Below are 25457 nucleotides of genomic sequence, written 5' to 3' on the forward strand. Positions count from 1 at the left end.
CGGGACGACCGGCGGCGAGCGCTCCCGCCCTTGACGGGCCGTCGGTGGACCGATCAGATGGTCACATGACCCGGCACCCTCGAGGGGCCCTGTTCGCCACGTCGACGATGACCGGCTTCGGCATCGCCACGTGGGTGACCAGGACGCCCGCCATCCGCGACGAACTCGGGGCGTCGATCGAGGCGATGGGGCTCGTGCTCCTCGGGCTGTCGATCGGGTCGATGATCGGGATCCTCGGTGCCGGTGCGCTCGTCCGACGGCTCGGGACGCGACCGTTGATCCTGCTCGGTGGCGCGCTGCCCGTGGTCGGGATGGTCCTGGTCGCCCTGCTCGCCCCGGCGCAGGTGCAGGCGGGTGTCTGGGCGGGGCTCTTCCTGATCGGGTTCGGGTCCGGGGTCGCCGAGATCGGGCTGAACGTCGAGGCCGCCGCGGTCGAACGGCGCATCGGCCGCCCGGTGGTGCCGGTGCTGCACGCCTGCTTCAGCCTGGGGACCGTCGTCGGCGGGGTCGTCGGCATCGCGATGACGGCTGCCCGGACACCGGTGGTCGTGCACCTGCTCGTGGGGGCTGCGGTGATGGCGGCACTCGCGGCGTTCGCTGCCCTCAACCTGCAGCCCCTCCCGCGTGCCGGAGTGCAGACGGAGGGAGCCGAGACCGCAGACGCCGCCGGCACGTCCCGCGTCACCACGGCGACCCGCCGCTCCGTCATCACCGTGCAGCTCGCGCTCATCGCGGTGATCACGCTCGCGATGGCCTTCGCCGAGGGCGCCGCCAGCGACTGGCTCCCGCTCCTGATGACGACCGACCACGACGCCCCGGAAGCGGTCGGCTCGCTCGTCTTCACCGGCTTCGCGCTCGCCATGCTCATCGGTCGGTCGGCCGGCACCCCGCTCGTCACGCGGCTCGGGCGAGGCCCGGTCGTCCGGCTCTGCGCAGCGGTCGGCGGGGTCGGGGTCCTGCTCGTGGTGGTCTCGCCGAGCCCGGTCGTCACGGCGATCGCTGCAGCCGTCTGGGGGCTCGGCATCGCCCTCGGGTTCCCGCTCGCGATCTCGGCAGCGGGTGACCACCCGACCGACGGGGACCGCCGGGTGTCGGTCGTGGCCACCGCCGGGTACATCGCGTTCCTGGTCGGACCGCCCCTGCTCGGCTTCGTCGGCGAGCACCTCGGGCTGCAGGCCGCGATGCTGGTGCCCCTCGTGCTGCTCGTCGCCGCCTTCGTCGTCGCCCCCGCCGCCCGCGATGCCCGTGATGCCCGAGACACCCGAGACGTTCGCGACGCGCACACCGCCGACGCGTCAGTCGACCCGGCCCGACCAGACGCCGATGTCCCCGACCTCCCAGTGCGCCCGGAACACCCGGGTGTGTGACGTCCGGCGCACGCGCTCCTGCCGGTAGAGCTGTCCGGCGCTCACCACCTCGGGCGTCGCCGTCAGCCGCACCAGGCTGCAGGAGCGCACCGAGCCGCCGTCCGACAGCGCATCGGCGAGCGCCGCGGTGGTCGTGACACAGCCGTCGACCGGGTCGGCCGCGTCCGTCGGCACGACGTTCGACCCGCTGCGTTCGTCGTCGTGCTCGACCGCGATGGTGAAGGCCCGGAGATCGTCCTCGGTCACCCGGCCGCCGTCGGGCAGTTCCAGGTCAGCGACGACCACGTACGGAGTGCCCTCGGACGGGTCGTTCGTGCCGAGGACACTGCGGCCCCACCGCTCCGCCTGCGCCTCGGACGCCCGAGCGGTCGTGCGGTAGGTGACCGCGATTCGGGTGTCCGAGTCGCGCGACAGCGTGCCCGACTCGGTCGTGCCCGGAGCGGCGTTCCGGGTCGCCGCACCGACGACCCCCGCGATGACGAGGACGACGACCACGATGCCGACCGGCACGAGCGCGGCCCCGAGACACCCCAGCCCGGTCCGCCGCCCCGCGCGCTTCCGATCCGCCACCGTTCCCCCTCGGTCCGACGCCAGCGTGCCAGGTCGGTGTCGACCGCAGCAACCCGGAGGACGGCCAGGACCCCGACGAACGCGGCACCGAGCGCGAGTCCGGGCGCGCCGCCCCGCGGATCGGTACGGTCGATCCCATGCCGTTCTTCCGCGACAGCCCCCAGCCGACCACCCCCTCGAAGATCCAGGCGGCGTGGTCCGACTCGACGGGCCGCCTCGCGACGCGGTGCCTGCAGGTGATCATCGTCGTCGTGGTCATCGCCGGCGTCGTCTACGCCGGCAGCGTGCTGAGCGTCGTCACCATCCCGGTGCTCCTCGCGCTCATCATCGCCTCGGCCATGCACCCGATCGTGTCCTGGTTGCGCAAGCACAAGGTGCCGTCGGTCCTCGCGACCCTCGCGGTGCTCATCGGCGTCCTCGCGGTGCTCGGGCTCATCGGGTGGCTCATCGTCGTCGCCGTCGAGAACCAGTGGTCGCAGCTGCAGAAGTCGGCCGTCGACGGGTTCCAGCAGTTGCAGGACTTCGCGAAGAACCTGCCGATCTCGATCTCGGACAAGCAGGTCGACGACGCCGTGGCGTCCGTCACCGACTTCATCACGAGTGCGCAGTTCGGCTCGGGCGCCCTGGCCGGCGCCTCGGCCACCGCGAACTTCCTGACCGGCCTCGTGCTGATGATCGTGGTGCTGTTCTTCTTCCTCAAGGACGGCCCGAGCATCTGGGAGTTCCTGCTCCGCCCGTTCACCGGTGAGCGCTACGACCGTGCACGCCGGGTGGGCGACCGCGTCGTCTCGACCCTCGGCGGGTACGTGCGCGGTACCGCCACGGTCGCGGCCGTCGACGCCATCGGCATCGGTGTCGGCATCGCGATCGTCGGCGTCCCGCTGGCACTCCCCCTGGCCGTCGTGGTGTTCATCACGGCCTTCATCCCGATCGTCGGTGCGACGGCAGCCGGCATCCTCGCCGCCCTGGTCGCGCTCGTCGCACTCGGTCCGGTCCAGGCGCTCATCGTCGTCGGGATCGTGATCCTCGTGAACCAGCTCGAGGGCAACCTGCTCCAGCCGGTGCTGATGGGACGCACCCTGAAGCTGCACGGCCTGGTCATCCTGATCGGCCTGACCGCGGGCACCGTCCTGGCGGGCATCACCGGCGCCATCATCTCGGTGCCGCTGCTGGCCGCCGCGTGGGGCGCGATCCTGGTCTGGGACGGCCCGAACACCCCCGCGCGTCCGTGGCGCAAGAAGCGCAACGAGGACGTCACGGCCCACGAACTCCCCGCCGACTGACACCATGGACCCGTGCTCGTCTCCATCGTCTACATGAGTCGCGCCGTCGTCCCCTTCGACGACGGCGACCTGGCGACGCTGCTGGACGGCTCACGGCTCCGCAACGAGGCGCTCGGCGTCTCCGGGCTGCTCGTCGTGAAGGGCGGCCGCTTCATGCAGTTGCTCGAGGGTCCCGCGTGGAGCGTCGACGACCGGTTCGCCGCGATCAGCCGTGATCCGCGGCACGGCGAGGTCAAGTCGCTCATCCGCGAGGACATCGAGCGACGACGCTTCGACGGCTGGTCGATGGCCTACCGCTCGCTCGACGACGCGGACGTCCAGGCGGAGCCGGGCTTCAGTCCGTTCCTGTCCGGCGAGACGGACTTCCCACGGTCGTTCGACCGCACGAGCGCCGCGTGGCTGCTCAAGTGGTTCCGCGACCGCGAACTCCACAACCGCTGAAGGCCTCGTCGACGACGCCGAGCAGCCGGTCGCGGTGCGCCGGGTCCGCCGTCGCCGTCAGCACCACCCGCCACATCGTCGCGACTGCGGGGAACAGGTCGGCTCGTCCGGTGCGGACGTCGGACACCAGTTGCACGCCTGTGAAGTACGGCACGACGGTGGAACCGAGCTGTTCCGCGGTCAGGTCGGTGCGGAGCTCGCCGCTCGCGATCGCCAGCCGGAACACGTCGACGATCCCGCCGATCCACTGCTCGTAGAAGCTGACCGTCGCCGCGTGGAACTCGCCGCGCTCCAGTGACAACCGGATGCCCGCGCGCACGATCGGGTCGGTCCGCAGCAGGTCCGCGATGGCTCGTGAGGCGCCGACCAGTGCAGCTGCTGGTGACTGCTCGGTGTGGCTCACGACGTCGAAGGTCCGGACGTTCTGCTCGTCGATCACACCGAGCGCGAGAGCCAGCTTGGTCGGGAAGTGGAAGTGCAGCGCCCCCTGCGAGACGCCCGCCCCGCGGGCGATGGCCGCGATCGTCGCGGCGGCGAAGCCGACGCGGTCGAACTCCTCCGCAGCGGCCACCAGGATCTGCTCACGTCGTTCCACGTGACCAGTCTGACGGCCTGGAGGCGCGGGGCGGGCGTGCCCCGTGCCTCCAGACCGAGGGTGGTCGCGTCAGACCGCGTCAGGCGACCCGCGCGCTCAGGTGAGCGCCAGCAGGTTGTTGACCTGCTCGTTGATGCCGGTCAACGTCGAGATCGGCTTGCCGTTCGCGTAGACGTTGTCGAAGGCCGGCTGCAGCAGCGCCTGCACGTCCGCCGGGTTGCGGGTGACGGGGAACAGGAACGTGGTCTTCTCCTCGACCTGCCGGGTGAAGGCCGACACGTCCAGCCCGCGCTTCCGGAACGACGCGACCGCCGCCTCGGTACCGGCGGGACGGGCCGGGAACACCACGCCCGCACGGCCGACGATCTCCTGGGCGGTGTCGCTGCCGAGGAACGCGACCCACTTCGCCGCGGCCTCCGGGTCCTTCGCCTGCTTCGTGATCGAGTCGCCGAGTCCGTTGAACATCGACGCCCGCTTGCCCGTCGGCCCGATCGGCGTCGGGGCGACGGCGATGTCGAGGTCCTTCATGTTCAGGTACGTGCCGATCATCCACGAGCCGTTGAACGACAGCGCGCACTTGCCCGCGCCGAGCTGCACGTCCGGACCGGTCGTCGTCGAGAAGACGCCGTACTTCGCCATGTAGCCCTTGTCGGCCAGGCGGTAGTACCAGGCGAGGGTGTCCTGCACGGTCTTCTCGTCGTAGCGGAACTTGTCGCCCCACGGGTTCTCGTTCGTGTAGAACCAGTCGGTCGACCCGGTGAAGGGCGACCACTGCGTCTGGCCGAAGCCGTCGCCACCGGACCCGTTCGACGAGATGCCGTAGACCTCGACGTGCTCCTTGTCGAAGCCGGGCTCGTCACCCCGCCGACCCTTGGAGTCGATGGTCAGGTGCGCGAGCATCCGTTCGAACGAGCCGCCGTCGTCGGGGTTCCACTCGAGCGTGGCGAGCTCGTCGTCCGAGACGCCGGCCTTCTGCATCGCCTTCCGGTCGTAGAACATCCCGATGGTGTCCCAGTCCTTCGGCGAGCCGTAGCGGTGGCCGTCCTGGCCCTTCCACAGCTCGGCGAGCCCGGACTGGTAGTCGTCGTCGCTGATCGACTTCGTCGCGTCGAGCTCGTCGAGCTTGTAGAGCACGTCGAGGTCGGAGAACTGCAGGAACTTCGTCAGGTGGTCGGTGAAGACGTCCGGTGCGGTGCCGGCGATGAACCCGGCCGTCAGCTTGGTCCAGTAGTCGGCCCACCCGAGCTGGGTGATCTGCACCGTGATGTCGGGGTTCTCGCGGTGGAAGGCCTTCGCGACCTGCTGGTAGGCGGGCAGCTGGTTGGAGTCCCAGAGCCAGTAGCTCACGGTGCGGGCGCCGCTCTTCGAGGCGGTCCCCCGGCTCGGGGACGAGCAGGCGGCGAGCGCACCGAGGGCGAGGGCTGAGGCGCCGCCGGCGAACAGTGCGCGGCGGGAGAGGGTGTTCGTCATGGTGTGGTGGTCCTGTCCGAGCCGGGGCTACTTGATCCCGGAGAAGCCGATGGAGTTGACGATCCGCTTGGCGAAGACGCCGAACAGCACGATCATCGGGAGCGCCGCCACGAGGGTCGCGGACATCAGCCCGGCCCAGTCGGTGCCGGACTGCGGGGACTGCGACTTGAAGACGCCGAGTGCGACGGTGAGCACCCGCGAGCTGTCGGTGTACGACACCATGAGCGGCCAGAAGTAGTCGTTCCAGCTCGTGATGTACGTCAGCACGGCGAGCGTCGCGATCGGTGCGGCGGCCATCGGGATGACGAGCCGGAAGAACACCCGGACCTTGCCCGCGCCGTCGATGAGCGCGGCCTCCTCGACCTCCTTCGAGATGCCGAGGAAGAACTGCCGCAGGAAGAACACCGCGAACGGGGTCATGAACATCGTCGGCAACGCGATGCCGAGCAGGTTGTCGACGAGCCCGAGCTGCTTGATGAGCGTGAAGTTCGGCAGCAGTGTGAAGATCGCGGGCACCATCAGGCCAGCGAGGAACACCCCGAAGACCTTGTCGCGTCCGGGCCAGCGCAGTCGGGCGAAGGCGTACGCGGCGGCGGCCGAGAAGAACACCTGGCCGACCGTGACGAGCGTCGACACGATCACGGAGTTGAGCAGGTACCGCCAGAAGTTCAGGGCAGCGCCGGAGCCACCCTGGGCGAGGGCCTCCTCGGTGGACTGCAGGCCGAGGACACGCTCGAACCCGCCCAGGCTGAACCCGACGGGCAGCAGCGACGTGGGGTCGGAGTTGATCGCACCGTTCGACGACAGGGCGGTGCGCAGGATCCAGTAGAACGGGAACAGGGTGACGACGATGACGATGATCATCGCGACCCAGGCGAGGACGCGGCCGACCGACGGACGGCGACGGTGGCCGGCTCCCGGACGGGGCGGACGCTTCGTGGTGACGGAACGGGTGAGGGTCGTGGTCATGGTTCGGCGCTCCGTTCAGTCCAGGTCCGACTCACCCGAGCGGGTGAGTCGGTACTGGATGATCGTGATGATGCTGAGGACGATGAGGAGCGCGACCGAGACCGCGGACGCGTAGCCGAACTGGAACCGGCCGAACGCCAGGTTGTAGATGTAGTTCTGCACGACGTTCGTGGCGTTCGCGGGGCCGCCCTGCGTGGTGACGGCGACGGTGTCGAACACCTGGAACGACCCGATCACGGTGATGATGAGCACCAGGGACAGGATCGGGCGGAGCAGCGGCACCGTGATGCGCCAGAACATCTTCCACTCGCTCGCACCGTCGATGCGGCCGGCTTCGTAGACGGTCTCGGGCAGCGACTGCAGTCCGGCGAAGATCAGGAGCGCCGTGTAGCCGACGTGCCGCCACACGTTGATGAGTGCGATCGACGGGATGCCCCAGACGTCGCTCTGCAGGAACGGGATGCGGTCCAGGCCGAGGGCCGCGAGCATCTCGTTGCCGATGCCGAGCTGGGTGTCGAGGATCCACAGCCAGACGAGCGCCGCGACGACGTTCGACACCAGGTAGGGCGCCAGGACGATGCCGCGCACGAAGGTCGACTTCGTCAGGCGGTGCATCATCACGGCGATGAAGAGCGCGACGACCGTCTGGATGACGATGTTGATGAGCACGTACTCGATCGTGACGACCATCGAGTGCCAGAAGATCGAGTCCTGCACGAGCCGGGCGTAGTTCTGCAGCCCGGTGAACTCCGGCTCGGTGAGCAGGTTGTAGGACGTGAAGCTCAGGTAGATGCCCCGCACGGTCGGCCAGGCGAGGAACACCACGAAGCCGATCGCGGCCGGCGCGATGAACAGCAGTGCGAGCCACAGGTCGTTCCGGGGACGGCGGCGGCGTGGGACGGTGGTGCTGGCGAGCGGGAGGTCGGCTGCCCGACTCCTCCGTCTCGTGCTGGCGGTCGTCAAGGGTGACGACACAGGGCTCTCGGTGGCCATCGCGACTCCTTCGTCTGCGGTGGACTGACGTGCAGCAGTCCGTGAGCCGGGAATCTACACGTGGGGACACCGGGTGGCAAGAGGCTCTTTCGCGTTCTCAATCCGGGGTTGTCACGTGTAGACAATCGTGTCAGGATGGCGCTCGATCGCATCGGCGCGACCTGCCCGGCGACGCATCCCTCACCCTGGAAAGGTCACTGATGATCTCTGTCGGAATGGTCGGCGCGGGCCAGTTCGCCCCCCAGTTCGCCAAGCTGTTCAAGCTCCACCCGGACGTCGACCGCGTCTTCGTGACCGACCTCGTCGACGACCGCGCGTCGGAGCTCGTCGAGTCGCAGCACCTCGACGGCACGTTCGCCGACTTCGACGCCGTGCTCGCCTCGGACGTCGACGCCGTCGCGATCTTCACGCAGCGCTGGACGCACGGTCCGCTCGTCGTCAAGGCGCTCCGCGCCGGCAAGCACGTCTACTCGGCGGTGCCGATGGCGATCTCGGTCGACGAGATCCGCGACATCATCGAGGCCGTCCGCGAGACCGGGCTCACCTACATGATGGGCGAGACGAGCTACTACAACCCCGCGACGGTGTTCGCCCGCAAGCAGGTCGCCGACGGCGCCTTCGGCCGGGTCTTCTACTCCGAGGGCGACTACGTGCACGACATGGACCTCGGGTTCTACGCCGCGTACCAGTTCAGCGGCGGCGAGGACTGGAAGCGCACCGCCAGCTACCCGCCCATGCTGTACCCGACCCACTCGGTCGGCGGCGTCCTCGGCGCCATCCCCGGCCACGCGGTCAGCGTCAGCTGCATCGGCGTCAAGGACGACCGGGGCGACGGCGTCTTCGACAAGGACGTCAGCCAGTTCGACAACGACTTCTCGAACGCCACCGCCCTGTTCGAGCTCGACAACGGCGGCGTCATGCGCATCAACGAGATGCGCCGTGTCGGCTACCCGTCGCACATCCGCGAGTCGCGCTTCCGCTACTTCGGCACCGAGGCCAGCTTCGAGCAGCTCGCGAAGGTCAGCGTCTGGCAGGACAAGGAGGACTCGCACGACATCAGCGACAAGATCAACACGCAGGCGACGATGGACCTCGACGACCCGCGTCTCGCCGGCGTCGACCCCTCGCTGCGCGACGCGTTCGTGTCCGGGTACGCCGAGGTGCACGACACCGACCGCCTGCCCGCCGAGTACGCCGGCGTGCCGACCGGGCACGAGGGCAGCCACCAGTTCCTGGCCGACGACTTCGTCCGCGCCGTCGTCGACCGGACCCTGCCGCCGGTGAACGCCTGGACCGCCGCGCGCTTCACGCTGCCCGGCATCATCGCCCACCAGTCCGCGCTGCAGGGCGGCGCACGCCTCGAGGTGCCGGACTTCGGGGACGCCCCGGAGACGACCTCGGCGGTGCCCTCGTCTAGTATCGCCAGCGAATAGCAAGTGGTGTTCGGGTGTCGGTCCACACGGGCCGGCACCCGAACGCGACTTCCGAGCCGACGAAGGTGGCACCCGTGAGCGTCCCGACGACCCCGAGGGCGGTCACCCGCGCCGACGTCGCCCGGTACGCCGGCGTGAGCACCTCCGTCGTCAGCTACGTCGTGCACGACGGCCCCCGCCCCGTCGCGGCGGCCACCGCCGCCCGGGTCCGTGACGCCATCCGGGTCCTCGGCTACCGCCCGAACGCCAGCGCCCAGGCCCTGCGGACCGGGTCGTCGAAGATGCTCGGCCTCATCGTCCCCGAGCTCGACAACCCCTTCTGGTCGAGCTCGCCGTCGAGGTCACCCACGCCGCGGCCGCCCGCGGCTACGACGTCCTGCTCGCCAACAGCGACGGTGACGGCACCCAGGAGCGCGAGCGACTCCGCAGTCTGTCCGCCCGGCAGGTCGACGGCATCATCCTGACGAGCATCATGACCCACCCGGACCTGTCCAACGTCTCCGACCCGGGCATCCCACTCGTCCTGCTCAACACCTTCTTCGAGGTGCCCGACTACGCGAGCATCGGCGTCGACGCCCTGCGCGGCGCGTACGACGGCACCCGCCACCTGGTCGAGCACGGCTACGGGTCGATCGGCCTCGTCATGGGGCACGCCGGGTCGATGGAGCTCCGTGAACAGGGCTGGATGCGGGCCCTGCGCGACGCCGGGCTGCCCGACGGCCCGATCGTGCGGTGCGACTTCACCCGACGGGGCGGGTACGAGGCCGGCCTCCGCATGTTCGCGGACGGGACGGGCCCCCGCGCCGTCTTCGTCAGCTCGGACATGCAGGCCGTCGGTGTGCTGCGGGCACTGTGGGAACTCGGGCTGCGCGCACCGGACGACGTCGCGATCGTGTCGTTCGACGGCGGTGCCGAGGCGGACTACACGAACCCCCAGCTCACGACGGTCCGGCAGCCGATCGAGACGATGGCCACCGCCGCCGTCGACCGTGTGCTCGGGCTCGACGCGGACAACCAGTGGCACCGCGACCTGGTGCCCGCCGAGTTGGTCCTGGGCGCGAGTTGCGGGTGCGACGTGCGCCGCTGACGCACCACGGGACTGTCCTGGAGGCGCGGGGCGGGGCCGCCACGGGCCTCCCGTCCGTCAGTTGGCCGGGTCCATGACGGCGGTGAGCCGCTGGAGTGGCACACGCTGCTGGGACTCCTGCGTCACCGCGACCGCTTCGACCGGTTCGCCGGAATCGGTGTCAACGAAGCGCAGGTCCGACGTCAGCTCGGACGGCCGGTACCGGTCGGCCCAGCCACCGAGCGCCAGCAGCACCAGCGAGAGGTCGCGGCCGGCGTCGGTGAGCACGTACTCCTCGCGCGCCCGCGCGCCCTCCGGCTTGTAGGTCGTGCGCTCGAGCACTCCCCGTCGACGAGCGAGGCCAGTCGCGCGGTCAGGACTTCGCGCGGAACGCCGAGGCTCTGCTGGAACTGACTGAAGCGCGTGGAACCGGCGAGGGCATCGCGCACGATCATGAGCGTCCACTTCTCGCCGAGGACGTCGAGGGACCGTGCGATGGGGCAGCGCTCGTCGCCGCCGAGGATGCCGAGCATGCGCTCATCCTAGCTGGGTTCGATTTCCGGACACAACGTGCTAGGTTCGGTTTCCGTACTCAACTTCTCTCGTCTGGAGCCCCTCATGACCGACCTCACCAACGCCATCGTCCTCGTCACCGGAGCGAACGGCGGCCTCGGCGCCGAGTTCGTCCAGCAGGCCCTGGACCGCGGCGCCGCCAAGGTCTACGCGACCGCCCGCACCCCGCGCACCTGGGACGACGAGCGCATCGTGCCGCTCGCACTCGACGTCACGAGCCAGGCGAGCGTCGACGCCGCAGCCCGTGCCGCCGCGGACACCACGATCGTCGTGAACAACGCCGGGATCGCCGGCGCCGACCCGCTCGTCGACACCTCGGTCGCGGAGGTCGAGCGCATCTTCGCGACGAACGTCTTCGGCGCACTCCGTGTCGCCAAGGCCTTCGCTCCCGCGATCGGCGGCGGCGCGCTGATCGACGTGCACTCGGCCCTGAGCTGGGTCGCCCTGGCCGGCGCGTACTCGGCGTCGAAGGCGGCGTTCTGGTCGATCACGAACTCGCTCCGCCTCGAGCTCGCACCCACGGCACCCAGGTCGTCGGCGCACACCTCGGCTACACCGACACCGGCATGACCGCGGGGCTCGACGTCGAGAAGTCCGACCCGGCCGACATCGTCCGGCTCATCTGGGACGCCGTCGAGGCCGGCGAGCACGAGGTGCTGGCGGACCAGGTCAGCCGTGACGTCCGCGCCGGACTCAGTGCGCCGCTGACGGCGTTGTACCCGGCGCTCGCGACGGCCTGAGGCTTGTTCTCGTCGGCGAGCTGACGGTTCTGGTTCGAAAACCGCGAAGTTCGCGAACCAGGACCGTCAGCCGCCGGCGCCGCGACCGGTGATGTCGCGGTTGACGGCGGTGATCGCGGCGCGCTCCTCGGCGGACAGGCCTGCGGCAGCGAGGACACGGCTGAGCACCTCGCTCTTGCGCTCGATGTAGTCGTCGATGTCCTCGGCTTCGGCGGCCGCTCGGCGCTTCACGGCGGCGTACTCGTCGCGCAGGGCCGGGTCGGCGCACAGCACGTCGCGGACGGCGAGGTGGTTGCGCAACGAGAGCGATCCGGCGGTGGCGACGTAGGTGTTGCTCGGGGCGAAGCGCTCGGGTGTCCGGAAGGCCTGCCGGTCGGGGACACCGAGGTCTCCCCGTGGCTTGAAGCCGATCGAGGCCATCGCTGCGACCGCCGCCGCGACGTCGCCGGCATCGACCACGATGTCGACGTCGATCACGGGCTTCGCCGCGAGGCCGGGTACCGAGGTGCTGCCGACGTGCTCGATGCTGCGGTGGGGCGCACCGGCAGCGTCGAGGGCCGCGGCGTACGCGTTCCGCAACACCGCGAACCGCTCGGGCCACGACGGCTGGTACTCGACGACCTCGATCATCGGATGCGCCGTGTGGCAGGAGGGGTGCGAGCAGTTGGAACATGACGTGGTCGCGCCAGGCTCCGTTGATCTTGATGTACTCCGGCGCGAACCCGTAGCGCTTGAACCCCGCGGACTCGAGGGCACGCTGCGACCCCAGGTTCTCCGGCAGCGTCTCGGCCTGCACCCGGTGGAGTCGGAGGACGTCGAACGCGTGGGCGGCAGCAGCGGCGACGGCGCGGGAGGCGTGCCCCTGGCGGAGCCGGTCGGCACGGATCCAGTACCCCATCGCGCAGGACTGCAGGGCCCCGCGGGTGATGCCGCTCAGCGTGATGCGCCCGAGGAGTTCACCGTCGGTCGACTCGATCACGAACGGGACCGCGGTGCCGGCGCGCTCCGCAGCGAGCGACTGCACGATGACGTCGTGCTGGCCCTGTTCGGTGAAGTACGCCGGTGCCCGGGACGGCTCCCACGGTCGCAGGTGCTCGGCGCTCGCGGTGATGACGGCGGCGAGCGTCGGCGCGTCGTCGACGCGGAGCAGGCGCAACCGGGTGTCCATGGCGGAGGGTGTGGGATTCGAACCCACGAGACATCTCTGCCCACCTGTTTTCAAGACAGGCTCCATCGGCCGCTCGGACAACCCTCCAGTGACGCGACCACGTGGCGAGACGTGACCGCGTCCCGGGAAGTCTAGCCGAGCCGTCAGGCCTGGCACCTGAACCCGGCACACCCCCGACCGGAGGGTCAGGGGTGTGCCGGGCGGACTCGCGGAAGGTCAGGACCGGGGGCCGCACTCTGCCTGACGGCGACGACGCTGCGTGAGCAGCAGCACGGCGCCCAGGACGAGCACGACGATCGCGATGGGGAGCCCGACGAGCACGACGCCCGTACCGGTGAAGGCGAGCTCCTGCGGAGCCGACGAGGCAGCGAACTTCTCAGTGATCTGCTTCGAGAACACCCAGACGTTCTGCCGTTCCACGGCAGCGCGCGTCGTCACAGCGGCATCCGCCCCCTCGGGCACGGTGTACTGCGCCTTCGCCTTCGCGGAGAAGGTCACGCTGCCTGCAGCCGCGTCCGAATCGGTCACCGTGTACTCGGTCTCGCACGAGACGACCTGACCGGGCATCAGCTCCGAGCTCTCGCACGACGCTGCTGCTCCGTGCTGCTGCTCGACCGCAGCGTGGTGGACCGTCCGGTTGCCGGTGTTCGCGATCGTGAACTCCCCGGTGACGACGTCGCCGGATCGCAGCGACTCGGTCGACGCCGACGATGTGTACGCGCCCTCGAGGTCGATCCCCGCAGCGGACTGAAGCGAGACGTCTCGGTGGTCTGCAGACGACACCTGCTCGCCGGTGGGTCCGGCGCCTGCAGCTGCCAGGTCGAAGCCGACCGAACCACGGTCGATGTCCTGCTGGGTGAGCACGTGGGCCGCCAGTTCGACCACGACGTCCGTACCGGGTGCGAGCGTGCCGTCCACCACCTGCACGGGTACTCCGCGTCCGATGTCGGCGGTGACGTCCGAGAGTGTCACGTTCCCGGTGTTGCGGAGCGTCGCCGCGAGCGCGACTGCATCGCCCGCGCGGGGTTCTCCACCGTGGTCCGTGTCAGCCAGATGTGCCGACAGGACCGACTCGACGAGCGGGTGTCGCTCGAGTGTGACATCGGCGGACTCGTCAGCTGATGCCGGCTGGCCCTTCGGGCCGGTCGCACGTGTGCGCAGCGGTACCGTGACGACCCCTGAGTCAACGTCCCGTTGGGTCAACGTGTAGTCGGAGACCGAGATGGAGATGCTCTTGCCGGGCGCGAGCGGCTTCGAGGGCACTCCGACCTCCAGGTCGAACCCGGGCAGGTCGACCGCCACCTCGTGCAGCGTGACGTTGCCGACGTTCTCCACCGAGCCGGTGAACGAGATTTCGTCACCCGCACTCGGCGCGCCTTTCTCCGACAGCCGGCCGGAGAACTCCGCCGTGACAGAAGCCACCTGCGCGACCGTCGCCTGCGTGGTCTTCGCCTCGACCTCGACCGCTGCACCGTTCGCAGCTGCACTGGTCGCGGTGGCGGTGAAGGCCACCGCACCACGGTCGACGTCCGCCTGGGTCACTGTGTGCGAGCCGTCGACCTCGCAGTCCACCGACTTGCCGGGGGCGATCGTCGCAGGGCAGTCCACGGTCATCCCGCTCGCTCCCGCGACCTCGACACGGGTGTCGCGCAGCGTGGTGTTCCCGGTGTTCGAGGCGGTGATCCGGAGCGAGATCTCGTCGTCCACCCCGGGATCAGCCGCCGCGTGCACGACCGGTGCCAGGGAGAGTCCGGCGCCCGCTGCCTGCTCGAGGTCGATGCTCGTGCCGGCTTCACCGTTCGCGATCTGACCCTGCGGCCCCACCGCTCCACCGCGCATCCTGAAGGAGACGACTCCGGCATCGATGTCGTCCTGGGTGAGGGTGGCAGACGCGATCGTCGCGGAGACCACCGCACCCGGCGCGATCGGCACCACGGGTACCTCGACCGAGATGTCGTCCCGGTCGACGATGGACACGGCCAGACCGTCGAGCGTGACGTTGCCGGTGTTCGTGAGTTCGCCCGAAAGAGACACGGAGTCGCCGGCCTTCGGCGTGCCGGAGGCGTCGAGCGCCGCGCCGAACTCCACGGACATCGCCGTGTGCTGCTCGATCTCGACCGCGCTCCGGGCGTCGTCCTCGACTCGTTGCTCCTTCGGACCAGTCGCCGTGACGTGCAACGGGACCGACACGGTGCCGGAATCGACGTCCGCCTGCGTCAGGGCGTAGTCCGCGACGGTCACCGTGGCCTTCGCGCCCGGGACGAGCGCGCCCGAGGGGCCTCGACCGCCATGTCGAAGCCCGGCACGGTGACGATGAAGTCGTGGAGGGTCACGTTGCCCGAGTTCTCCACCGATCCCTCGAAGGAGACCGTGTCACCGGCTCTCGGAGAGCCCGTGCCGGACAGCTCACCAGCCAAGGCCACCTGCACAGCTGGAGCCTGGGAGACGGTGGCTTGCGACGTCGTCCCCGTTGCGGTGACCGTCTGGCCCTTCGGGCCGCGCGAGGTCGCAGTCGCGCTGAACGAGATCGAACCGTGGTCGACGTCGGCCTGCGTGACGGTGGCAGAGCCGGCCACGTCGCACTCGATGCTGTCGCCGGGCGTGATGCCACCCTCGCCACACGTGACGGTCATCCCGGTGTCGCCGTCGACGACGACCTCGGTGCCCTGGAGGGTGACGTTGCCGGTGTTCGACACGGAGATGCCGAGCGACACCTTGCCGCCGACCCCCGGCTCGGCCTTCGTCTGCACGACCGGAGCGACAGTGAGACCCGAACCGGCGGACTGCTCCGTCGTCGGGACCGCAGAAGTCGCGGAACCAGAGACCGCGGCGTCGAGACGGGACCGGGCGGCGACGTCGACCTGGTGGTCGATCGAGCCGGCGTCGACGTCGTCCTGCGTGACCGCGCGTGCCGTGGTGGTGCATTCCGTGCTCGCCTCCACTGCGAGCTCGCTCACGTCACAGGAGCCGCGGTCATCGAGCCTGACGTCGTGCACCGGGACGTTCCCGGCGTTGGCGACCTGGTAGCGGAAGGCGATCTGTTCGCCGAGGTCCGCCACGCCGTCGCCGTTGCCGCCCGTGATGAGGGGGCGCCGCTGACGGTCAGCGCGTTGCGCTCCGCGGCGAAATCGACCGACGAGGAGCCCGCGACGTCGAGGCCGACTGTCGTGGTGACGTTCGTCGGTGCGACCGAGTAGGTACCCGGGGTGGTCGTCGTGACGTCGACGGAGACGGTGCAGTCCGCGTCGCCTGCGGCGATCCCGCCACGCACGGCCACCGAGGTCGCGCCACTCGCCGCAGTGATCTCGGGACTCGTGCAGGTCGTCTCCGTCCTGGGGTCGACTGCGACGGTCAGCCCCTCGGGGAGGTTCGCGTCGAACGACCAGCCTTCCTTGGCACCGTGTTCAGTGGTGTTGACGACGCGGTACGTCATGCGCGCGGTGTCCGCGACGATCAGGGTGCCGGTGATCTCCTGGACGAGGGTCGGGGTCGAGTCGACGACCGACACGTGGTCGATTGCTCCGTCGTTGCCGACACCCGACGCCTGCTGGTTCCGCATGACCCAGCGCAGCGAGTCGCCGCTGAACAGCAGCCCGCCCTTCGAGACGAACGTCCCGCCGGTGACCGCGGAGCCGTCGACCGTGTAGTTCTGCGTGCCGGGGTCGGAGCAGGGGTCGATCAGGGTGTCCGCGATCTTGTGCTCGACGGTTCCGTCGACGAGCGAGAAGTCCAACAGCGGATGGTTCCTCGTGCAGTTCATCGCTGCAGCGCTGACGCCGAACGAGACGAAGCGCCCGGTGTCACTGAGAGCGAACGGCTGCACGGACTCGAGCTGGACCTTCCCCGCTCCCGGGTTCGAGGCGTTGGTGTAAGCGCTGACGATGTGGTTCGCCCGTGGTTCACTCCCGGTGATCTGCCCGAGCACGTTGGCCATGTTCCGCAAGTGGTTCCCGGCTGCCGATGAACATCCGGGGAGGACCGAGCTGTCGTAGCTGGTCAGGATGCCGTTGCAGTCGGGGGCGCTGATCCACGCCGGATCGGCCGTGTAGGTCGCACCAGCGACACCGACGTAGGACGACACGAGCTCGGAGACGGTCCCCCCGCCGTTCTCGAAGTCCTCGACGAGGAGTTCTTCCGGCTCTCGAGCGGTCACCGACGACGACGCGACGGCTGCCGCGGGGGCCGTCTCGACGTTCTGCCCATCGACAGCAACCGGAACGGCGGCGGCCGACACGGCGACGGTGCTGAGCAGCGCAGCGGTCAGACCGAGCGCGCCGCTCGCGAGGAGGGTCCTCTTGTGACGGCCGACGGGCGGAGCAGTGTGTTTCATGGTCGTCTCTCTCGGACGGGTACAGATTGCAGGATCGTCCGAGCTGGTCGGAGAGGAATCCCGCCGACGCTCGAGCGCGCCTGAAATACTGACACATCAGACACCGAGTTCTGACATCGTCGTCGTGAGAGCACGTGGGAGGCGCGGCGCTACCGCACAGGACGACCGCGCGACCGCCCCGTGGCACGGGGCCGTTCGTCGTCAGCGCGGCAGGGAGTCGAGCGCTGCTGCCAGGCCGTCGTCGGACACGCCACCGGTGAGTTCGTTGCCGGCGTCCACGACGTCGTCGGGCGCCTGGCCCATCACGACGCCACGACCGGAGGTCGAGGCCCACCGGAGCATGTCGATGTCGTTGCGGCCGTCGCCCGCGGCGAAGACGCGCGACCGCGGGATGTCGAGCCACTCGCGCACGCGTTCCATCGCGGTGGCCTTCGTCACGCCCTCTGGTGCGATGTCGAGCCACGCGGTCCACCCGACCGTGTACGAGACCTTGTGCAGGCCCATGTCCTCGACGATCTGCAGGAACTCCTCGAGCCCGTGCTCCGGCGAGATCACGACCACGCGGGTGGCCTCGACCGTGAGCAGCTGCTCGAACGGCACCAGCTCGCCGGCGTTGGTCATGGTGTCGGCGGGGAAGTTCTCGGACAACCGGAAGTGGCCGGTCTCGTCCTCGACCCCGAAGGCCGCGTTCTCCAGGGCGCCACGGATGGTCTGCAGGACGTCGCTCGGGTCGAAGTGCTCGACGTGGACACGCTCGTAGGACCCGCCCGGACGACGGGCCAGGGTCAGCGCACCGTTGGCGCAGACGAGGTACTTCGGCTCGATGCCGAGGGTCTCGAGCAGCGGCACCGTCATGCCCTCGCTGCGGCCGGTCGACAGCATCACCTCGTGCCCGGCGGCCTCGGCATCGCGCACGGCGGCGACCACGGCCTCGGTGATGACGCCGTCCTCGCGCATGGTGGTGCCGTCGATGTCGAGGGCGACCAGCCACCGCTTCGTGCGGGCGGGAGCGCCGGCACCCGCGCCCTGCGCCGCGCCGTCCACGAACCGCCCCTGCGCGCTCATCGGGGCTCGATCACCTCGACGCCACCGAGGTAGGGGCGCAGCACCTCCGGCACGACGACGGAGCCGTCGGCCTGCTGGTGCGTCTCGAGGATCGCGACGATCCAGCGGGTGGTCGCGAGGGTGCCGTTCAGGGTGGCGACCGGGGCGGTCTTGCCGCTCTCGGTGCGGTACCGGATGTCGAGGCGACGGGCCTGGAACGTCGTGCAGTTCGACGTCGAGGTGAGCTCGCGGAACGTGCCCTGCGTCGGGACCCAGGCCTCGATGTCGTACTTCTTCGCCGCGCTCGTGCCGAGGTCACCCGCGGCGACGTCGATCACGCGGTAGTGCAGCCCGAGGTCCTGCAGCATCTGCTCCTGGTACGACACCAGCTTCTCGTGCTCGGCCTCGGCCTGGTCCGGGTGGACGTAGGCGAACATCTCGAGCTTGTTGAACTGGTGCACGCGCAGGATGCCGCGGTTGTCCTTGCCCGCCGAGCCGGCTTCGCGCCGGTAGCAGGTCGACCAACCGGCGTAGCGGTGCACGGTGTTCTCGATGTCGAGGATCTCGTCGGCGTGGAAGCCGGCGAGGGCGACCTCGCTCGTGCCGGTCAGGTACAGGTCGTCGGCCTCGAGCCGGTAGACCTCGGCCGCGTGCTCGCCGAGGAAGCCGGTGCCCGCCATCGTCTCGGGGCGGACGAGCGTCGGGGTGATGAGCGGTTCGAACCCGGCCGCGATGGCGCGGTCGAGGCCGAGCGACATGAGCGCGATCTCGAGCCGGGCGCCGAGGCCGCGCAGGAAGTAGAAGCGCGAGCCGGAGACCTTCACGCCGCGCGGGATGTCGATGATGCCGAGGTGCTCGCCGAGGTCGGCGTGGTCCTTCGGCTCGAAGTCGAACTCGGGCTTCGTGCCGACGGTGCGGAGGGTGACGAAGTCCTCTTCGCCACCGGCGGGGACGCCGGGCAGGACGACGTTCGGGATGGCGCGTACGACGGAGTTGAAGGTCTCCTCGGCCGCGGTGACGGTCGCCTGGGCTTCCTTCACCTGGGCCGAGAGCGCCTGGGCCTGCTGCACGAGCGCGGCCTTCTCGTCCTTCGGGGCCTTGGCGACGGTCTTGCCGAAGGCGTTCTGCTCGGCGCGGAGCGACTCGAACGCGGTGATCGCGCTGCGTCGGGCGGCGTCGGCGGCGACGGCCTCGTCGACCACGGCGACGGATGCGCGGCGGGACTCCTGCGAGGCCTTGATGACGTCCGGGTTGTCACGAAGCAGCTGGGGATCGATCACCGCTCCATCCTAGAGGCGGCGACATGGGGAGGAACCCGCCGCTCGCAGCGTCAGATCGGTACCGTTGATCCCATGTCGACCCCTTCGGAGACCGCGCCCGCGGACCAGGACGCCCTCCCCACCGAGCACCGGACGGCTGCCGTGGTCTACAACCCGGTCAAGGTCCACCTGCCGACCCTCAAGGCCACCGTGGAACAGCACCAGCAGGAGGCCGGCTGGGCCGAGACGCTGTGGTTCGAGACCACCGAGGAAGACCCGGGCGGGGGCATGGCCCGCGCAGCGCTCGAGGCGGGAGCCGACGTCGTCGCCGCCGCGGGCGGCGACGGCACCGTGCGCGCCGTCGCCGAGGTCGTGCACGGCTCCGGTGCCTCACTCGCGCTGCTGCCGAGCGGGACCGGCAACCTGCTCGCCCGCAACATGAAGCTCCCCCTCGACGACCTGGCGAGCAGCGCGCACACGATCTTCTCCGGACACGAGCGGGCGATCGACTTCGGACTGATCGGCATCGAGCGGCCGGACGGAGCCCGCGAGCAGTTCGGCTTCGTCGTGATGGCGGGCCTCGGGCTCGACGCCCGGATGATCGCGAACACCCGCCCCGAGCTGAAGAAGCGCGTCGGGTGGCTCGCCTACCTCGACTCGCTGTTGCGCTCCGTGCGCGACACCGACGGCTTCGAGTTCAAGTACCGGCTCGACGAGTCGGCTCGCAACGGTTCAGTGCGCGCGCACTCGGTCATCGTCGGCAACTGCGGCATGCTGCAGGCGAACGCGATGCTGCTGCCCGACGCCGAGATCGACGACGGCGTGTTCGACATCGTCGTGATGCGCCCCCGCGGCTTCTTCGGCTGGGTGCGGATCGGTGCCCGCGTCTTCTGGGAGAACGGGATCCTGCGCTGGTTCCGGCGTTCGGCGCTGTCCGAGACCCTGATCGGCCGACGCATCACCACGGCGGCGAAGCAGGAACGTCCGCTGCGGTACATGCGCGGCGAGGAGTTCACGCTGCGGCTCGAGAAGCCCGACGAGTTCGAGATCGACGGCGACCCGGTGGGCGAGATCACGGCGTTCCGCGCCCGGATCGACCCCGGTTCACTGACCGTCAAGGTGCCGACGGTCGAGCCGAAGCCGAGCTGGGTGCGCGGCCGCAAGCGCTGAGCGGTGCGGCCCGTGCGGCGTTGCTCACTCGGTGCGAGGTTGTTCGGGCGCACGGAGTGATCAACCTCGCACCGGGCAGCAGCAGCGGCCGGTGAGCGCAGCACACCGCCGCGCGTCAGCCCGCGTCGGGCTCGCCGGAGACGATCGCGCGTAGCCAGTCCCGCGCCTCGACGAACGCGGCGTCCGAGTAGCGCGCCGGCACCTCGGGCTGCGCGCCGTCGGCTCGCGGGTACGACCCGAGGAACGTCACGCGGGGGCTGAACCGTCGCAGGCCGAGCAGGGCGTCGGCCACGCGCTCGTCCTGCACGTGCCCGTCCAGGTCGATGACGAAACGGTAGCGGCCGAGCTCGTCACCGATCGGCCGCGATGACAGCAGCCCCATGTTGATGCCCCGTGTGGCGAACTGCTCGAGCATGTCGACCAGGGCGCCGGGGTGGTCGGCGGGCAGCTCGACGATGACGCTCGTCTTGTCGGCACCGGTCGGTTCGGGCAGCGCCAGCGTCTTCGACACGAGGACGAAGCGGGTGACGGCCGAGGCGTTGTCGCCGATCGACGACGCGAGCACGACGACGTCGTGGTGGTCGGTGATGCCGGGCGGTGCGACGGCGGCGTCGGCGGTGGGGTTCGCCTCGAGCAGGGCGAGCGCGGCGGCGACGTTCGACGACGCCGGGATGTGGCCGTGACCGGGCAGGTTCGCCTCGAGCCAGTTGTGGGTCTGCGCGTACGCCACCGGGTGCGCGTTCACCGTGCGGACGTCGGCGAGCACGGTGCCGGGGCGCGCGACGAGCACGAAGTCGACCGGCACGAGGTACTCCCCCACGATCCGTGAGCCGGGGATCCGGGCGAGGGCGTCCTGCGTCGCGCTGACGCCACCGTCGACGCTGTTCTCGATGGCGATGACCGCACCGACCGAGCGGCCGGACATGACGTCGTCGAGGGCTTCACCGACGTTGTTGACGCTCCGCCACGGCTTTCCGGCCGCGGCCTCGACGAGCTTCAGGGCCGCCTCGGTGAAGGTGCCGGCGGGTCCGAGGTAGGAGTACGTGTCGGACGGCGCGGCGGGGTCGGTCATGGGCCGAGCCTATTGCAACGACCGAGCCCGCAGACGCGGGCGCACAGCGCCGTTCAGTCGGTGCTGGCGCCGGTCAGCCGGGCCTCGCAGATCGCGGTGTCGTCGTCGTCCCGCGGGTACGTCAGGGCAGCGAACCGCCCCTCGGGGTCGAGCCGTGTGAGCAGTGCGGCCGCGATGCCGTCGAGCTGGACGACCTGCTCGTCGCTCAGGGCGTCGATCACGACGTGGCGTGCGGTGCGGACGTGGTCCGGAGCGGCCTCGACGATCGTGGCGTACCCGGCGTCGGTGAGCCGGACGTCGGTCGCGCGGCGGTCCGAGGTCGAGGGGCAGCGCGTCACGAGCCCGCGCTTCTCGAGCCGGGACACCACGTGCGACAGCCGGGGCAGCGAGGCGTTCGTCGCCGAGGCGAGCGCCGACATGCGCAGCGTGCGGCCGTCGGTCTCGGAGAGCATCGCGATGACCATGTAGTCGAAGTGCGTCAGGTCCGCGTCACGCTGCAGCTGCTGGTCGAGCGCCGCCGGCAGGAGTTCCATGACGGCCACGAGCTTCATCCACGCGCGCAGCTGCTCGCGGGTGAGCCACGGGGTCTCGTCGGTCATGTCTGCATCCTACCGAATGGTTGTCGGTTTAACCAGTGTCGCGTGAGCCGCGGACAGCAGACTGCCGCGCCCGGACCACCCCGACGACGAGCACCGCCACCACCACGAGCAGCAGCACTCCCTCGACGATCAGCAACCGCGTGCCGTAGTCGAACGGCAGGATCGTGGGGTTCTTCTGTCCGTGCCGCTTCGCCGCGATCTCGGGCAGCACCACGAGGGCGAGCACACTGCCGAGCACGATCACCGTCTGCACCACGACGAGCACCCACGCCCGGAGCGACCGCCCCGCCCGACGCAGGAGTAGCCCGGCGCCGACGACGAACGGCGACAGGATCGCGTCGTGCAGGATCACCGCGCCGAGCAGCCAGGTCGCCAGCCCACCGATCCGGTTCGGCTTGACCGACGTCACCAGGACGTAGGCGCCGAACGCGACCACCAGCACGCCGAGCACGACGAGCACGATCCGCACGGCCTTCACCGCAGCACCTCGATCTTCTCGATCCACTTGGTCTGCAGCACGCCCGGTCGCCCCGGAGCGATGATCCGCGCCGGGAACCCGTGGTCCAGGTCGAGCGTCGAACCGTTCAGCTCGAGCGCCACCAGGGTGGTCGGGTCCTCGGCGTACTCCGGCCCCATGTCCATGATCCGGTAGCCGCCGTGTCGTTCCAGGCTCGTGACGCGCACGTGCGATCCGGGTTCGGCCTGCACGGCGCCGAGCAGGTCGCGCATCCGCACGCCCTTCCAGCTGCCCATCTGGCTCCACCCCTCGACGCACGAGATCGGCAGGTCGACCTCGGTGGTGCCGAGCGCGACGAGCTCCGCGCGCACGAAGGTCCGGGTCACGTCGGGTCCCACGACGGTCAGCGTCCAGTCCGCGGCAGTCGCGCTGGCGAGCACCCCCGCCGCGCGGGCGGTGCGGTTGACCGGCAGGCCGTTCGCACCGAGACCGCGCTGGCGCGCGCCGAACACGTTGAACGGTTCGGCGAGCTTCGAGGACTGCCCCGCCGTCAGGGCGACGACGCCGACGACCGCGGCCGTCACGCCACCGAAGAACCCGCGTCGTGCGATCCGCTGGCGTCGGCCCTGTGCACGCTCCTCGACCGACCGGGAGGCCCGGGTCGGCTCCGGCGCATCGGCCACCGGTTCGTCCGGGGCTGCGTCGACCGCGTCGACGCCGTCGATCCAGCGGAACACGCGGCCGAGCAGGCCGGGGGCCGTGGACTGGGCCGTCTCGGCACCCGCAGCCGGCGGGGCGGACGCGGGGCGGGCCTCCCGTACCGGGGAAGCAACTCACTGCCGGACGCGGGGTCCGCGATGAACCGGCCCTGCTCGTCGTAGGAGTCGCGCTTCCGCCAGTAGCGCGCGATCACCGGCAGCTTCGACGCGATGTGGATGATGAGCGACCCGATGATCACGTACGCCATCGCGTTGTGCACCTGGCGGAACGGGAACGGCCACGGGTACCACTGGTACGTGTTGAGCAGGCCGGTCGTGACCTGGATGATCGACGCCGACACGAGCACGGCGATCGACAGCCGCTCGAACAGGTGCAGCACGCCGCGCACCGGCGGGACCTGGACCAGCGCGGGCATGACGGTGTTGAGCTTGGCCAGCAGCAGCGGGATGATCGCGATGCCGGTGGTGATGTGCAGGCCCTGCGTGAACTGGTAGAGCTGCGTCGGCCGGGTCGGGAACCGCATCCAGCCGAGGGGCTCCTGCAGCAGGTGACTGTAGATGCCGGTGCCGAAGCAGACCACGAAGGCGATGCCGAGCAGTCGTCCGAGCACCACCGCGGAGCGCGCGTTCCGGTTCGGCGAGGCCAGTGCGGCCCGCGCCTCGAACAGCAGGTGCCGCACGCCCGCTAGCCTCGACGGACCATGAGCGACCGACTGCGTGCCGTCCGACCGTCCTCCGCCGTCGGACCCGGTGCCCGCGTCGCCGTCGTGGGCGCGGTCGTCGGGGTACTTGCCCTCGCGGGCGTCATCGCCTTCGGCGTCACGCATCTGGGGTTCCTCCGATCCGACACTCGTTCGTCATTCGTTGCGTGGACGCTGATCGCTTGGACGGTGTTCGTGATCGCTGTGCTCGCACTGCGGTTCGTGCCCGCCCGGTGGATGACCGCCGTGGTCATGGTCGGGGCAGTGGTGGTCGGTCTCGCGGCGCTGGCCGGCCCCGAGCACGAGCACCGACTCGGCGCGGTACGCGTGGGACGGCATCGTCCAGCATGCCGGAGTCTCACCGTACGCGCACACCCCCAGTCCACGGCACTGTCCGGTCTGCGGCCCGACTGGCTGTTCCCGGACAAGGTGAACGGCACGTGCGACGACCTCAAGCCCCGGTTCCGCGGCCTCGGCGACGGTGCAGACGGCCACTGCACCCCGATCAACCGCCCCGACGTGACGACGATCTACCCGCCGATGGCGCAGCTCTGGTTCGCCGGCGTCCGGGCGTTCGTGCCGGCCACCGCGCAGTACATGCCGTTCCAGGTCGCGGGGCTGCTGCTCTCGCTCCTCGTGACCGTCGCACTCGTCGTGGTGCTGCGGAAGACCGGCCGTCCGACCTGGTGGGCGGCGCTCTGGGCCTGGTCGCCGCTCGTGGCGTCCGAGGCCGTGACGAACTCGCACGTCGACGCCCTCGGCGCGGCGCTCGCGACCGCCGGTGCCGTGCTCGTCGCGTTCGGCCGACCGATCTGGGGCGGGATCGCGCTCGGAGCGGCCACGGCCACCAAGCTCATCCCGGCGATCGTGTACCCGCCGCTGCTCGGGCGGTGGCGTGCCTGGTGGGCGATCCCCGTCGGCATCGCCGTGTTCGGGCTGCTCTACGTGCCGTACGTGCTGACGACGGGGCTCGACGTGCTCGGCTACCTGCCCGGCTACCTGAGCGAGGAGGGCTACGAGGACGGCTCGCGCTTCGCCCTGGTGTCGCTGGTGTTCCGGGGCGACGCCGCGACCGTGGTGGTCGGGCTCGCCGTGCTGGCCGCCGCGTTCGTCGCGTGGCGGCTGTCCGACCCGTCGCGGCCGTGGTCCGGCGAGGTCCTGATGATCGGCGTCACCTTCCTCGCCGTGACGCCGCGCTACCCCTGGTACGCGCTGCTGCTCATCCCGTTCGTCGTGCTGTCGGGGCGGTGGGAGTGGCTGTCGATCGGGCTCGCCATCGCGCTGCGCGGGGTGTGGCCGTCGACGGACGCCTACCGGTGGTGGCTGCTCGCCGCCGTGGCCGTCATCGTGGTGGTCACGCTCCTGCGCACGAGCCGGTCGGACTGGCGGCGCTGGTGGGAACGGCTGTCGTTCCGGCGCGTCGAACACGTACGCTGAG

25 protein-coding genes, 1 tRNA gene and 2 pseudogenes are annotated in these 25457 nt (G+C 70.2%); 9 read left to right on the forward strand and 19 right to left on the reverse strand.

What is annotated here, in order from left to right:
- Window positions 1-65: 65 nt before the first annotated feature.
- Complete coding sequence (locus tag ACZZ0J_RS08120; RefSeq protein WP_463436179.1) at window positions 66-1367, forward strand: MFS transporter; 1302 nt, start codon at window positions 66-68, stop codon at window positions 1365-1367.
- Here ACZZ0J_RS08120 and ACZZ0J_RS08125 read toward each other — a convergent pair.
- A complete protein-coding gene (locus tag ACZZ0J_RS08125) occupies window positions 1296-1937 on the reverse strand; it encodes a hypothetical protein (RefSeq protein WP_463436180.1) in 642 nt (213 codons plus the stop codon). The genes ACZZ0J_RS08120 and ACZZ0J_RS08125 overlap by 72 nt on opposite strands.
- A 137-nt stretch (window positions 1938-2074) precedes the next feature.
- Here ACZZ0J_RS08125 and ACZZ0J_RS08130 point away from each other — a divergent pair, with 137 nt between their 5' ends.
- A complete protein-coding gene (locus ACZZ0J_RS08130; RefSeq protein WP_123291852.1) occupies window positions 2075-3220 on the forward strand; it encodes an AI-2E family transporter in 1146 nt (381 codons plus the stop codon).
- Window positions 3221-3232: 12 nt separating this feature from the next.
- On the forward strand, window positions 3233-3661 hold the full coding sequence (locus ACZZ0J_RS08135) for a BLUF domain-containing protein (RefSeq protein ID WP_463436181.1): 429 nt from the start codon (window positions 3233-3235) through the stop codon (window positions 3659-3661).
- Here the strand turns inward: ACZZ0J_RS08135 and ACZZ0J_RS08140 are convergent.
- From ACZZ0J_RS08140 to ACZZ0J_RS08155, 4 genes are all read right to left on the reverse strand, one after another.
- Window positions 3624-4256 carry a ScbR family autoregulator-binding transcription factor gene (locus ACZZ0J_RS08140; protein ID WP_463436182.1) on the reverse strand — a complete coding sequence of 211 codons (633 nt, stop codon included), beginning with the start codon at window positions 4254-4256 and terminating at the stop codon, window positions 3624-3626. The genes ACZZ0J_RS08135 and ACZZ0J_RS08140 overlap by 38 nt on opposite strands.
- 96 nt (window positions 4257-4352) lie before the next feature.
- A complete protein-coding gene (locus tag ACZZ0J_RS08145; protein ID WP_463436183.1) occupies window positions 4353-5726 on the reverse strand; it encodes an ABC transporter substrate-binding protein in 1374 nt (457 codons plus the stop codon).
- Between the two features lie 27 nt (window positions 5727-5753).
- Entirely contained in the window at window positions 5754-6695 is a 942-nt protein-coding gene (locus ACZZ0J_RS08150; RefSeq protein WP_123291849.1) for a carbohydrate ABC transporter permease, read from the reverse strand.
- Between the two features lie 15 nt (window positions 6696-6710).
- Complete coding sequence (locus ACZZ0J_RS08155; RefSeq protein ID WP_123292300.1) at window positions 6711-7658, reverse strand: carbohydrate ABC transporter permease; 948 nt, start codon at window positions 7656-7658, stop codon at window positions 6711-6713.
- Between the two features lie 230 nt (window positions 7659-7888).
- Between ACZZ0J_RS08155 and ACZZ0J_RS08160 the strand changes: the two genes are divergently transcribed.
- Both ACZZ0J_RS08160 and ACZZ0J_RS08165 read left to right on the forward strand, forming a co-directional pair.
- Window positions 7889-9121 carry a Gfo/Idh/MocA family protein gene (locus ACZZ0J_RS08160; protein WP_404561865.1) on the forward strand — a complete coding sequence of 411 codons (1233 nt, stop codon included), beginning with the start codon at window positions 7889-7891 and terminating at the stop codon, window positions 9119-9121.
- A gap of 319 nt (window positions 9122-9440) precedes the next feature.
- Window positions 9441-10208 carry a LacI family DNA-binding transcriptional regulator gene (locus ACZZ0J_RS08165; protein WP_463438158.1) on the forward strand — a complete coding sequence of 256 codons (768 nt, stop codon included), beginning with the start codon at window positions 9441-9443 and terminating at the stop codon, window positions 10206-10208.
- 57 nt (window positions 10209-10265) lie between these two features.
- Here the strand turns inward: ACZZ0J_RS08165 and ACZZ0J_RS08170 are convergent.
- Window positions 10266-10720: pseudogene (locus ACZZ0J_RS08170) on the reverse strand (winged helix-turn-helix transcriptional regulator).
- A gap of 85 nt (window positions 10721-10805) precedes the next feature.
- Here ACZZ0J_RS08170 and ACZZ0J_RS08175 point away from each other — a divergent pair.
- Together ACZZ0J_RS08175 and ACZZ0J_RS08180 are read left to right on the forward strand one after the other, a co-directional pair.
- Window positions 10806-11330 (forward strand): SDR family NAD(P)-dependent oxidoreductase, encoded by a 525-nt coding sequence (locus ACZZ0J_RS08175; protein ID WP_463436184.1) that lies wholly within the window; start codon window positions 10806-10808, stop codon window positions 11328-11330.
- Window positions 11327-11500, forward strand: a complete 174-nt coding sequence (locus ACZZ0J_RS08180; protein WP_463436185.1) for a hypothetical protein — start codon at window positions 11327-11329, stop codon at window positions 11498-11500. Before ACZZ0J_RS08175 ends, ACZZ0J_RS08180 begins: the two co-directional genes overlap by 4 nt.
- A 66-nt stretch (window positions 11501-11566) precedes the next feature.
- On the opposite strand, the gene ACZZ0J_RS08185 is transcribed toward ACZZ0J_RS08180, so the two are convergent.
- The 8 genes and pseudogenes from ACZZ0J_RS08185 to serS all read right to left on the reverse strand — a co-directional run bounded on the left by ACZZ0J_RS08185 (window position 11567) and on the right by serS (window position 19322).
- Window positions 11567-12130 carry a GrpB family protein gene (locus ACZZ0J_RS08185; RefSeq protein WP_463436186.1) on the reverse strand — a complete coding sequence of 188 codons (564 nt, stop codon included), beginning with the start codon at window positions 12128-12130 and terminating at the stop codon, window positions 11567-11569.
- A gap of 112 nt (window positions 12131-12242) precedes the next feature.
- A pseudogene (locus ACZZ0J_RS08190) lies at window positions 12243-12668 on the reverse strand (GNAT family N-acetyltransferase); the annotation flags it as partial.
- Window positions 12668-12755 (reverse strand) — tRNA-Ser (locus ACZZ0J_RS08195). The gene ACZZ0J_RS08195 and the pseudogene ACZZ0J_RS08190, both read right to left, overlap by 1 nt.
- Window positions 12756-12884: 129 nt before the next feature.
- Window positions 12885-14909, reverse strand: coding sequence for a DUF7507 domain-containing protein (locus ACZZ0J_RS08200; protein WP_463436187.1), 2025 nt, complete (start codon window positions 14907-14909; stop codon window positions 12885-12887).
- Entirely contained in the window at window positions 14906-15727 is an 822-nt protein-coding gene (locus ACZZ0J_RS08205) for a DUF7507 domain-containing protein (protein ID WP_463436188.1), read from the reverse strand. The genes ACZZ0J_RS08200 and ACZZ0J_RS08205 overlap by 4 nt, the downstream gene beginning before the upstream one ends.
- Window positions 15622-16998 (reverse strand): DUF7933 domain-containing protein, encoded by a 1377-nt coding sequence (locus ACZZ0J_RS08210; RefSeq protein WP_463436189.1) that lies wholly within the window; start codon window positions 16996-16998, stop codon window positions 15622-15624. Before ACZZ0J_RS08210 ends, ACZZ0J_RS08205 begins: the two co-directional genes overlap by 106 nt.
- 201 nt (window positions 16999-17199) lie before the next feature.
- Window positions 17200-18063 (reverse strand): HAD family hydrolase, encoded by an 864-nt coding sequence (locus ACZZ0J_RS08215; RefSeq protein WP_463436190.1) that lies wholly within the window; start codon window positions 18061-18063, stop codon window positions 17200-17202.
- Window positions 18060-19322: a serine--tRNA ligase gene (serS, locus tag ACZZ0J_RS08220; protein ID WP_463436191.1), complete on the reverse strand. Its 1263-nt coding sequence runs from the start codon at window positions 19320-19322 to the stop codon at window positions 18060-18062. The genes ACZZ0J_RS08215 and serS overlap by 4 nt, the downstream gene beginning before the upstream one ends.
- Before the next feature lie 72 nt (window positions 19323-19394).
- On the opposite strand from serS, the gene ACZZ0J_RS08225 reads away from it, so the two are divergent.
- Window positions 19395-20471 carry a diacylglycerol/lipid kinase family protein gene (locus ACZZ0J_RS08225; protein WP_131921472.1) on the forward strand — a complete coding sequence of 359 codons (1077 nt, stop codon included), beginning with the start codon at window positions 19395-19397 and terminating at the stop codon, window positions 20469-20471.
- A 115-nt stretch (window positions 20472-20586) separates the two neighbouring features.
- Here the strand turns inward: ACZZ0J_RS08225 and pheA are convergent, their stop codons facing one another.
- Genes pheA through ACZZ0J_RS08250 form a run of 5 tightly spaced genes read right to left on the reverse strand, consistent with a single transcriptional unit; the run spans window position 20587 to window position 24145 of the window.
- The gene (gene pheA, locus ACZZ0J_RS08230) at window positions 20587-21543 is read right to left on the reverse strand and encodes a prephenate dehydratase (RefSeq protein WP_463436192.1); all 957 of its coding nucleotides are present in this window, start codon (window positions 21541-21543) and stop codon (window positions 20587-20589) included.
- Between the two features lie 53 nt (window positions 21544-21596).
- Window positions 21597-22142, reverse strand: a complete 546-nt coding sequence (locus tag ACZZ0J_RS08235; RefSeq protein ID WP_123291838.1) for a MarR family winged helix-turn-helix transcriptional regulator — start codon at window positions 22140-22142, stop codon at window positions 21597-21599.
- Between the two features lie 28 nt (window positions 22143-22170).
- Complete coding sequence (locus ACZZ0J_RS08240; RefSeq protein ID WP_463436193.1) at window positions 22171-22620, reverse strand: hypothetical protein; 450 nt, start codon at window positions 22618-22620, stop codon at window positions 22171-22173.
- Entirely contained in the window at window positions 22617-23183 is a 567-nt protein-coding gene (locus ACZZ0J_RS08245) for a molybdopterin-dependent oxidoreductase (protein ID WP_463436194.1), read from the reverse strand. Before ACZZ0J_RS08245 ends, ACZZ0J_RS08240 begins: the two co-directional genes overlap by 4 nt.
- The gene (locus tag ACZZ0J_RS08250) at window positions 23180-24145 is read right to left on the reverse strand and encodes a cytochrome b/b6 domain-containing protein (RefSeq protein WP_463436195.1); all 966 of its coding nucleotides are present in this window, start codon (window positions 24143-24145) and stop codon (window positions 23180-23182) included. The genes ACZZ0J_RS08245 and ACZZ0J_RS08250 overlap by 4 nt, the downstream gene beginning before the upstream one ends.
- A 63-nt stretch (window positions 24146-24208) precedes the next feature.
- Between ACZZ0J_RS08250 and ACZZ0J_RS08255 the strand changes: the two genes are divergently transcribed.
- A complete protein-coding gene (locus ACZZ0J_RS08255) occupies window positions 24209-25456 on the forward strand; it encodes a glycosyltransferase 87 family protein (RefSeq protein ID WP_463436196.1) in 1248 nt (415 codons plus the stop codon).
- Window position 25457 lies beyond the last annotated feature (1 nt).

It is taken from the genome of Curtobacterium sp. AC272 (assembly GCF_979258155.1).

What these genes read in the sequence shown, in the direction of transcription:
- ACZZ0J_RS08120 (WP_463436179.1), top strand. Translation starts at nt 66, where the DNA reads ATGACCCGGCACCCTCGAGGGGCCCTGTTCGCCACGTCGACGATGACC.
- ACZZ0J_RS08130 (WP_123291852.1), top strand. Translation starts at nt 2,075, where the DNA reads ATGCCGTTCTTCCGCGACAGCCCCCAGCCGACCACCCCCTCGAAGATC.
- ACZZ0J_RS08145 (WP_463436183.1), bottom strand. Translation starts at nt 5,726, where the DNA reads ATGACGAACACCCTCTCCCGCCGCGCACTGTTCGCCGGCGGCGCCTCA.
- ACZZ0J_RS08150 (WP_123291849.1), bottom strand. Translation starts at nt 6,695, where the DNA reads ATGACCACGACCCTCACCCGTTCCGTCACCACGAAGCGTCCGCCCCGT.
- ACZZ0J_RS08160 (WP_404561865.1), top strand. Translation starts at nt 7,889, where the DNA reads ATGATCTCTGTCGGAATGGTCGGCGCGGGCCAGTTCGCCCCCCAGTTC.
- ACZZ0J_RS08175 (WP_463436184.1), top strand. Translation starts at nt 10,806, where the DNA reads ATGACCGACCTCACCAACGCCATCGTCCTCGTCACCGGAGCGAACGGC.
- ACZZ0J_RS08180 (WP_463436185.1), top strand. Translation starts at nt 11,327, where the DNA reads ATGACCGCGGGGCTCGACGTCGAGAAGTCCGACCCGGCCGACATCGTC.
- ACZZ0J_RS08185 (WP_463436186.1), bottom strand. Translation starts at nt 12,130, where the DNA reads ATGATCGAGGTCGTCGAGTACCAGCCGTCGTGGCCCGAGCGGTTCGCG.
- ACZZ0J_RS08210 (WP_463436189.1), bottom strand. Translation starts at nt 16,998, where the DNA reads ATGAAACACACTGCTCCGCCCGTCGGCCGTCACAAGAGGACCCTCCTC.
- ACZZ0J_RS08215 (WP_463436190.1), bottom strand. Translation starts at nt 18,063, where the DNA reads ATGAGCGCGCAGGGGCGGTTCGTGGACGGCGCGGCGCAGGGCGCGGGT.
- ACZZ0J_RS08225 (WP_131921472.1), top strand. Translation starts at nt 19,395, where the DNA reads ATGTCGACCCCTTCGGAGACCGCGCCCGCGGACCAGGACGCCCTCCCC.
- pheA (WP_463436192.1), bottom strand. Translation starts at nt 21,543, where the DNA reads ATGACCGACCCCGCCGCGCCGTCCGACACGTACTCCTACCTCGGACCC.
- ACZZ0J_RS08235 (WP_123291838.1), bottom strand. Translation starts at nt 22,142, where the DNA reads ATGACCGACGAGACCCCGTGGCTCACCCGCGAGCAGCTGCGCGCGTGG.
- ACZZ0J_RS08250 (WP_463436195.1), bottom strand. Translation starts at nt 24,145, where the DNA reads ATGCGTGACGCCGAAGGCGATGACGCCCGCGAGGGCAAGTACCCCGAC.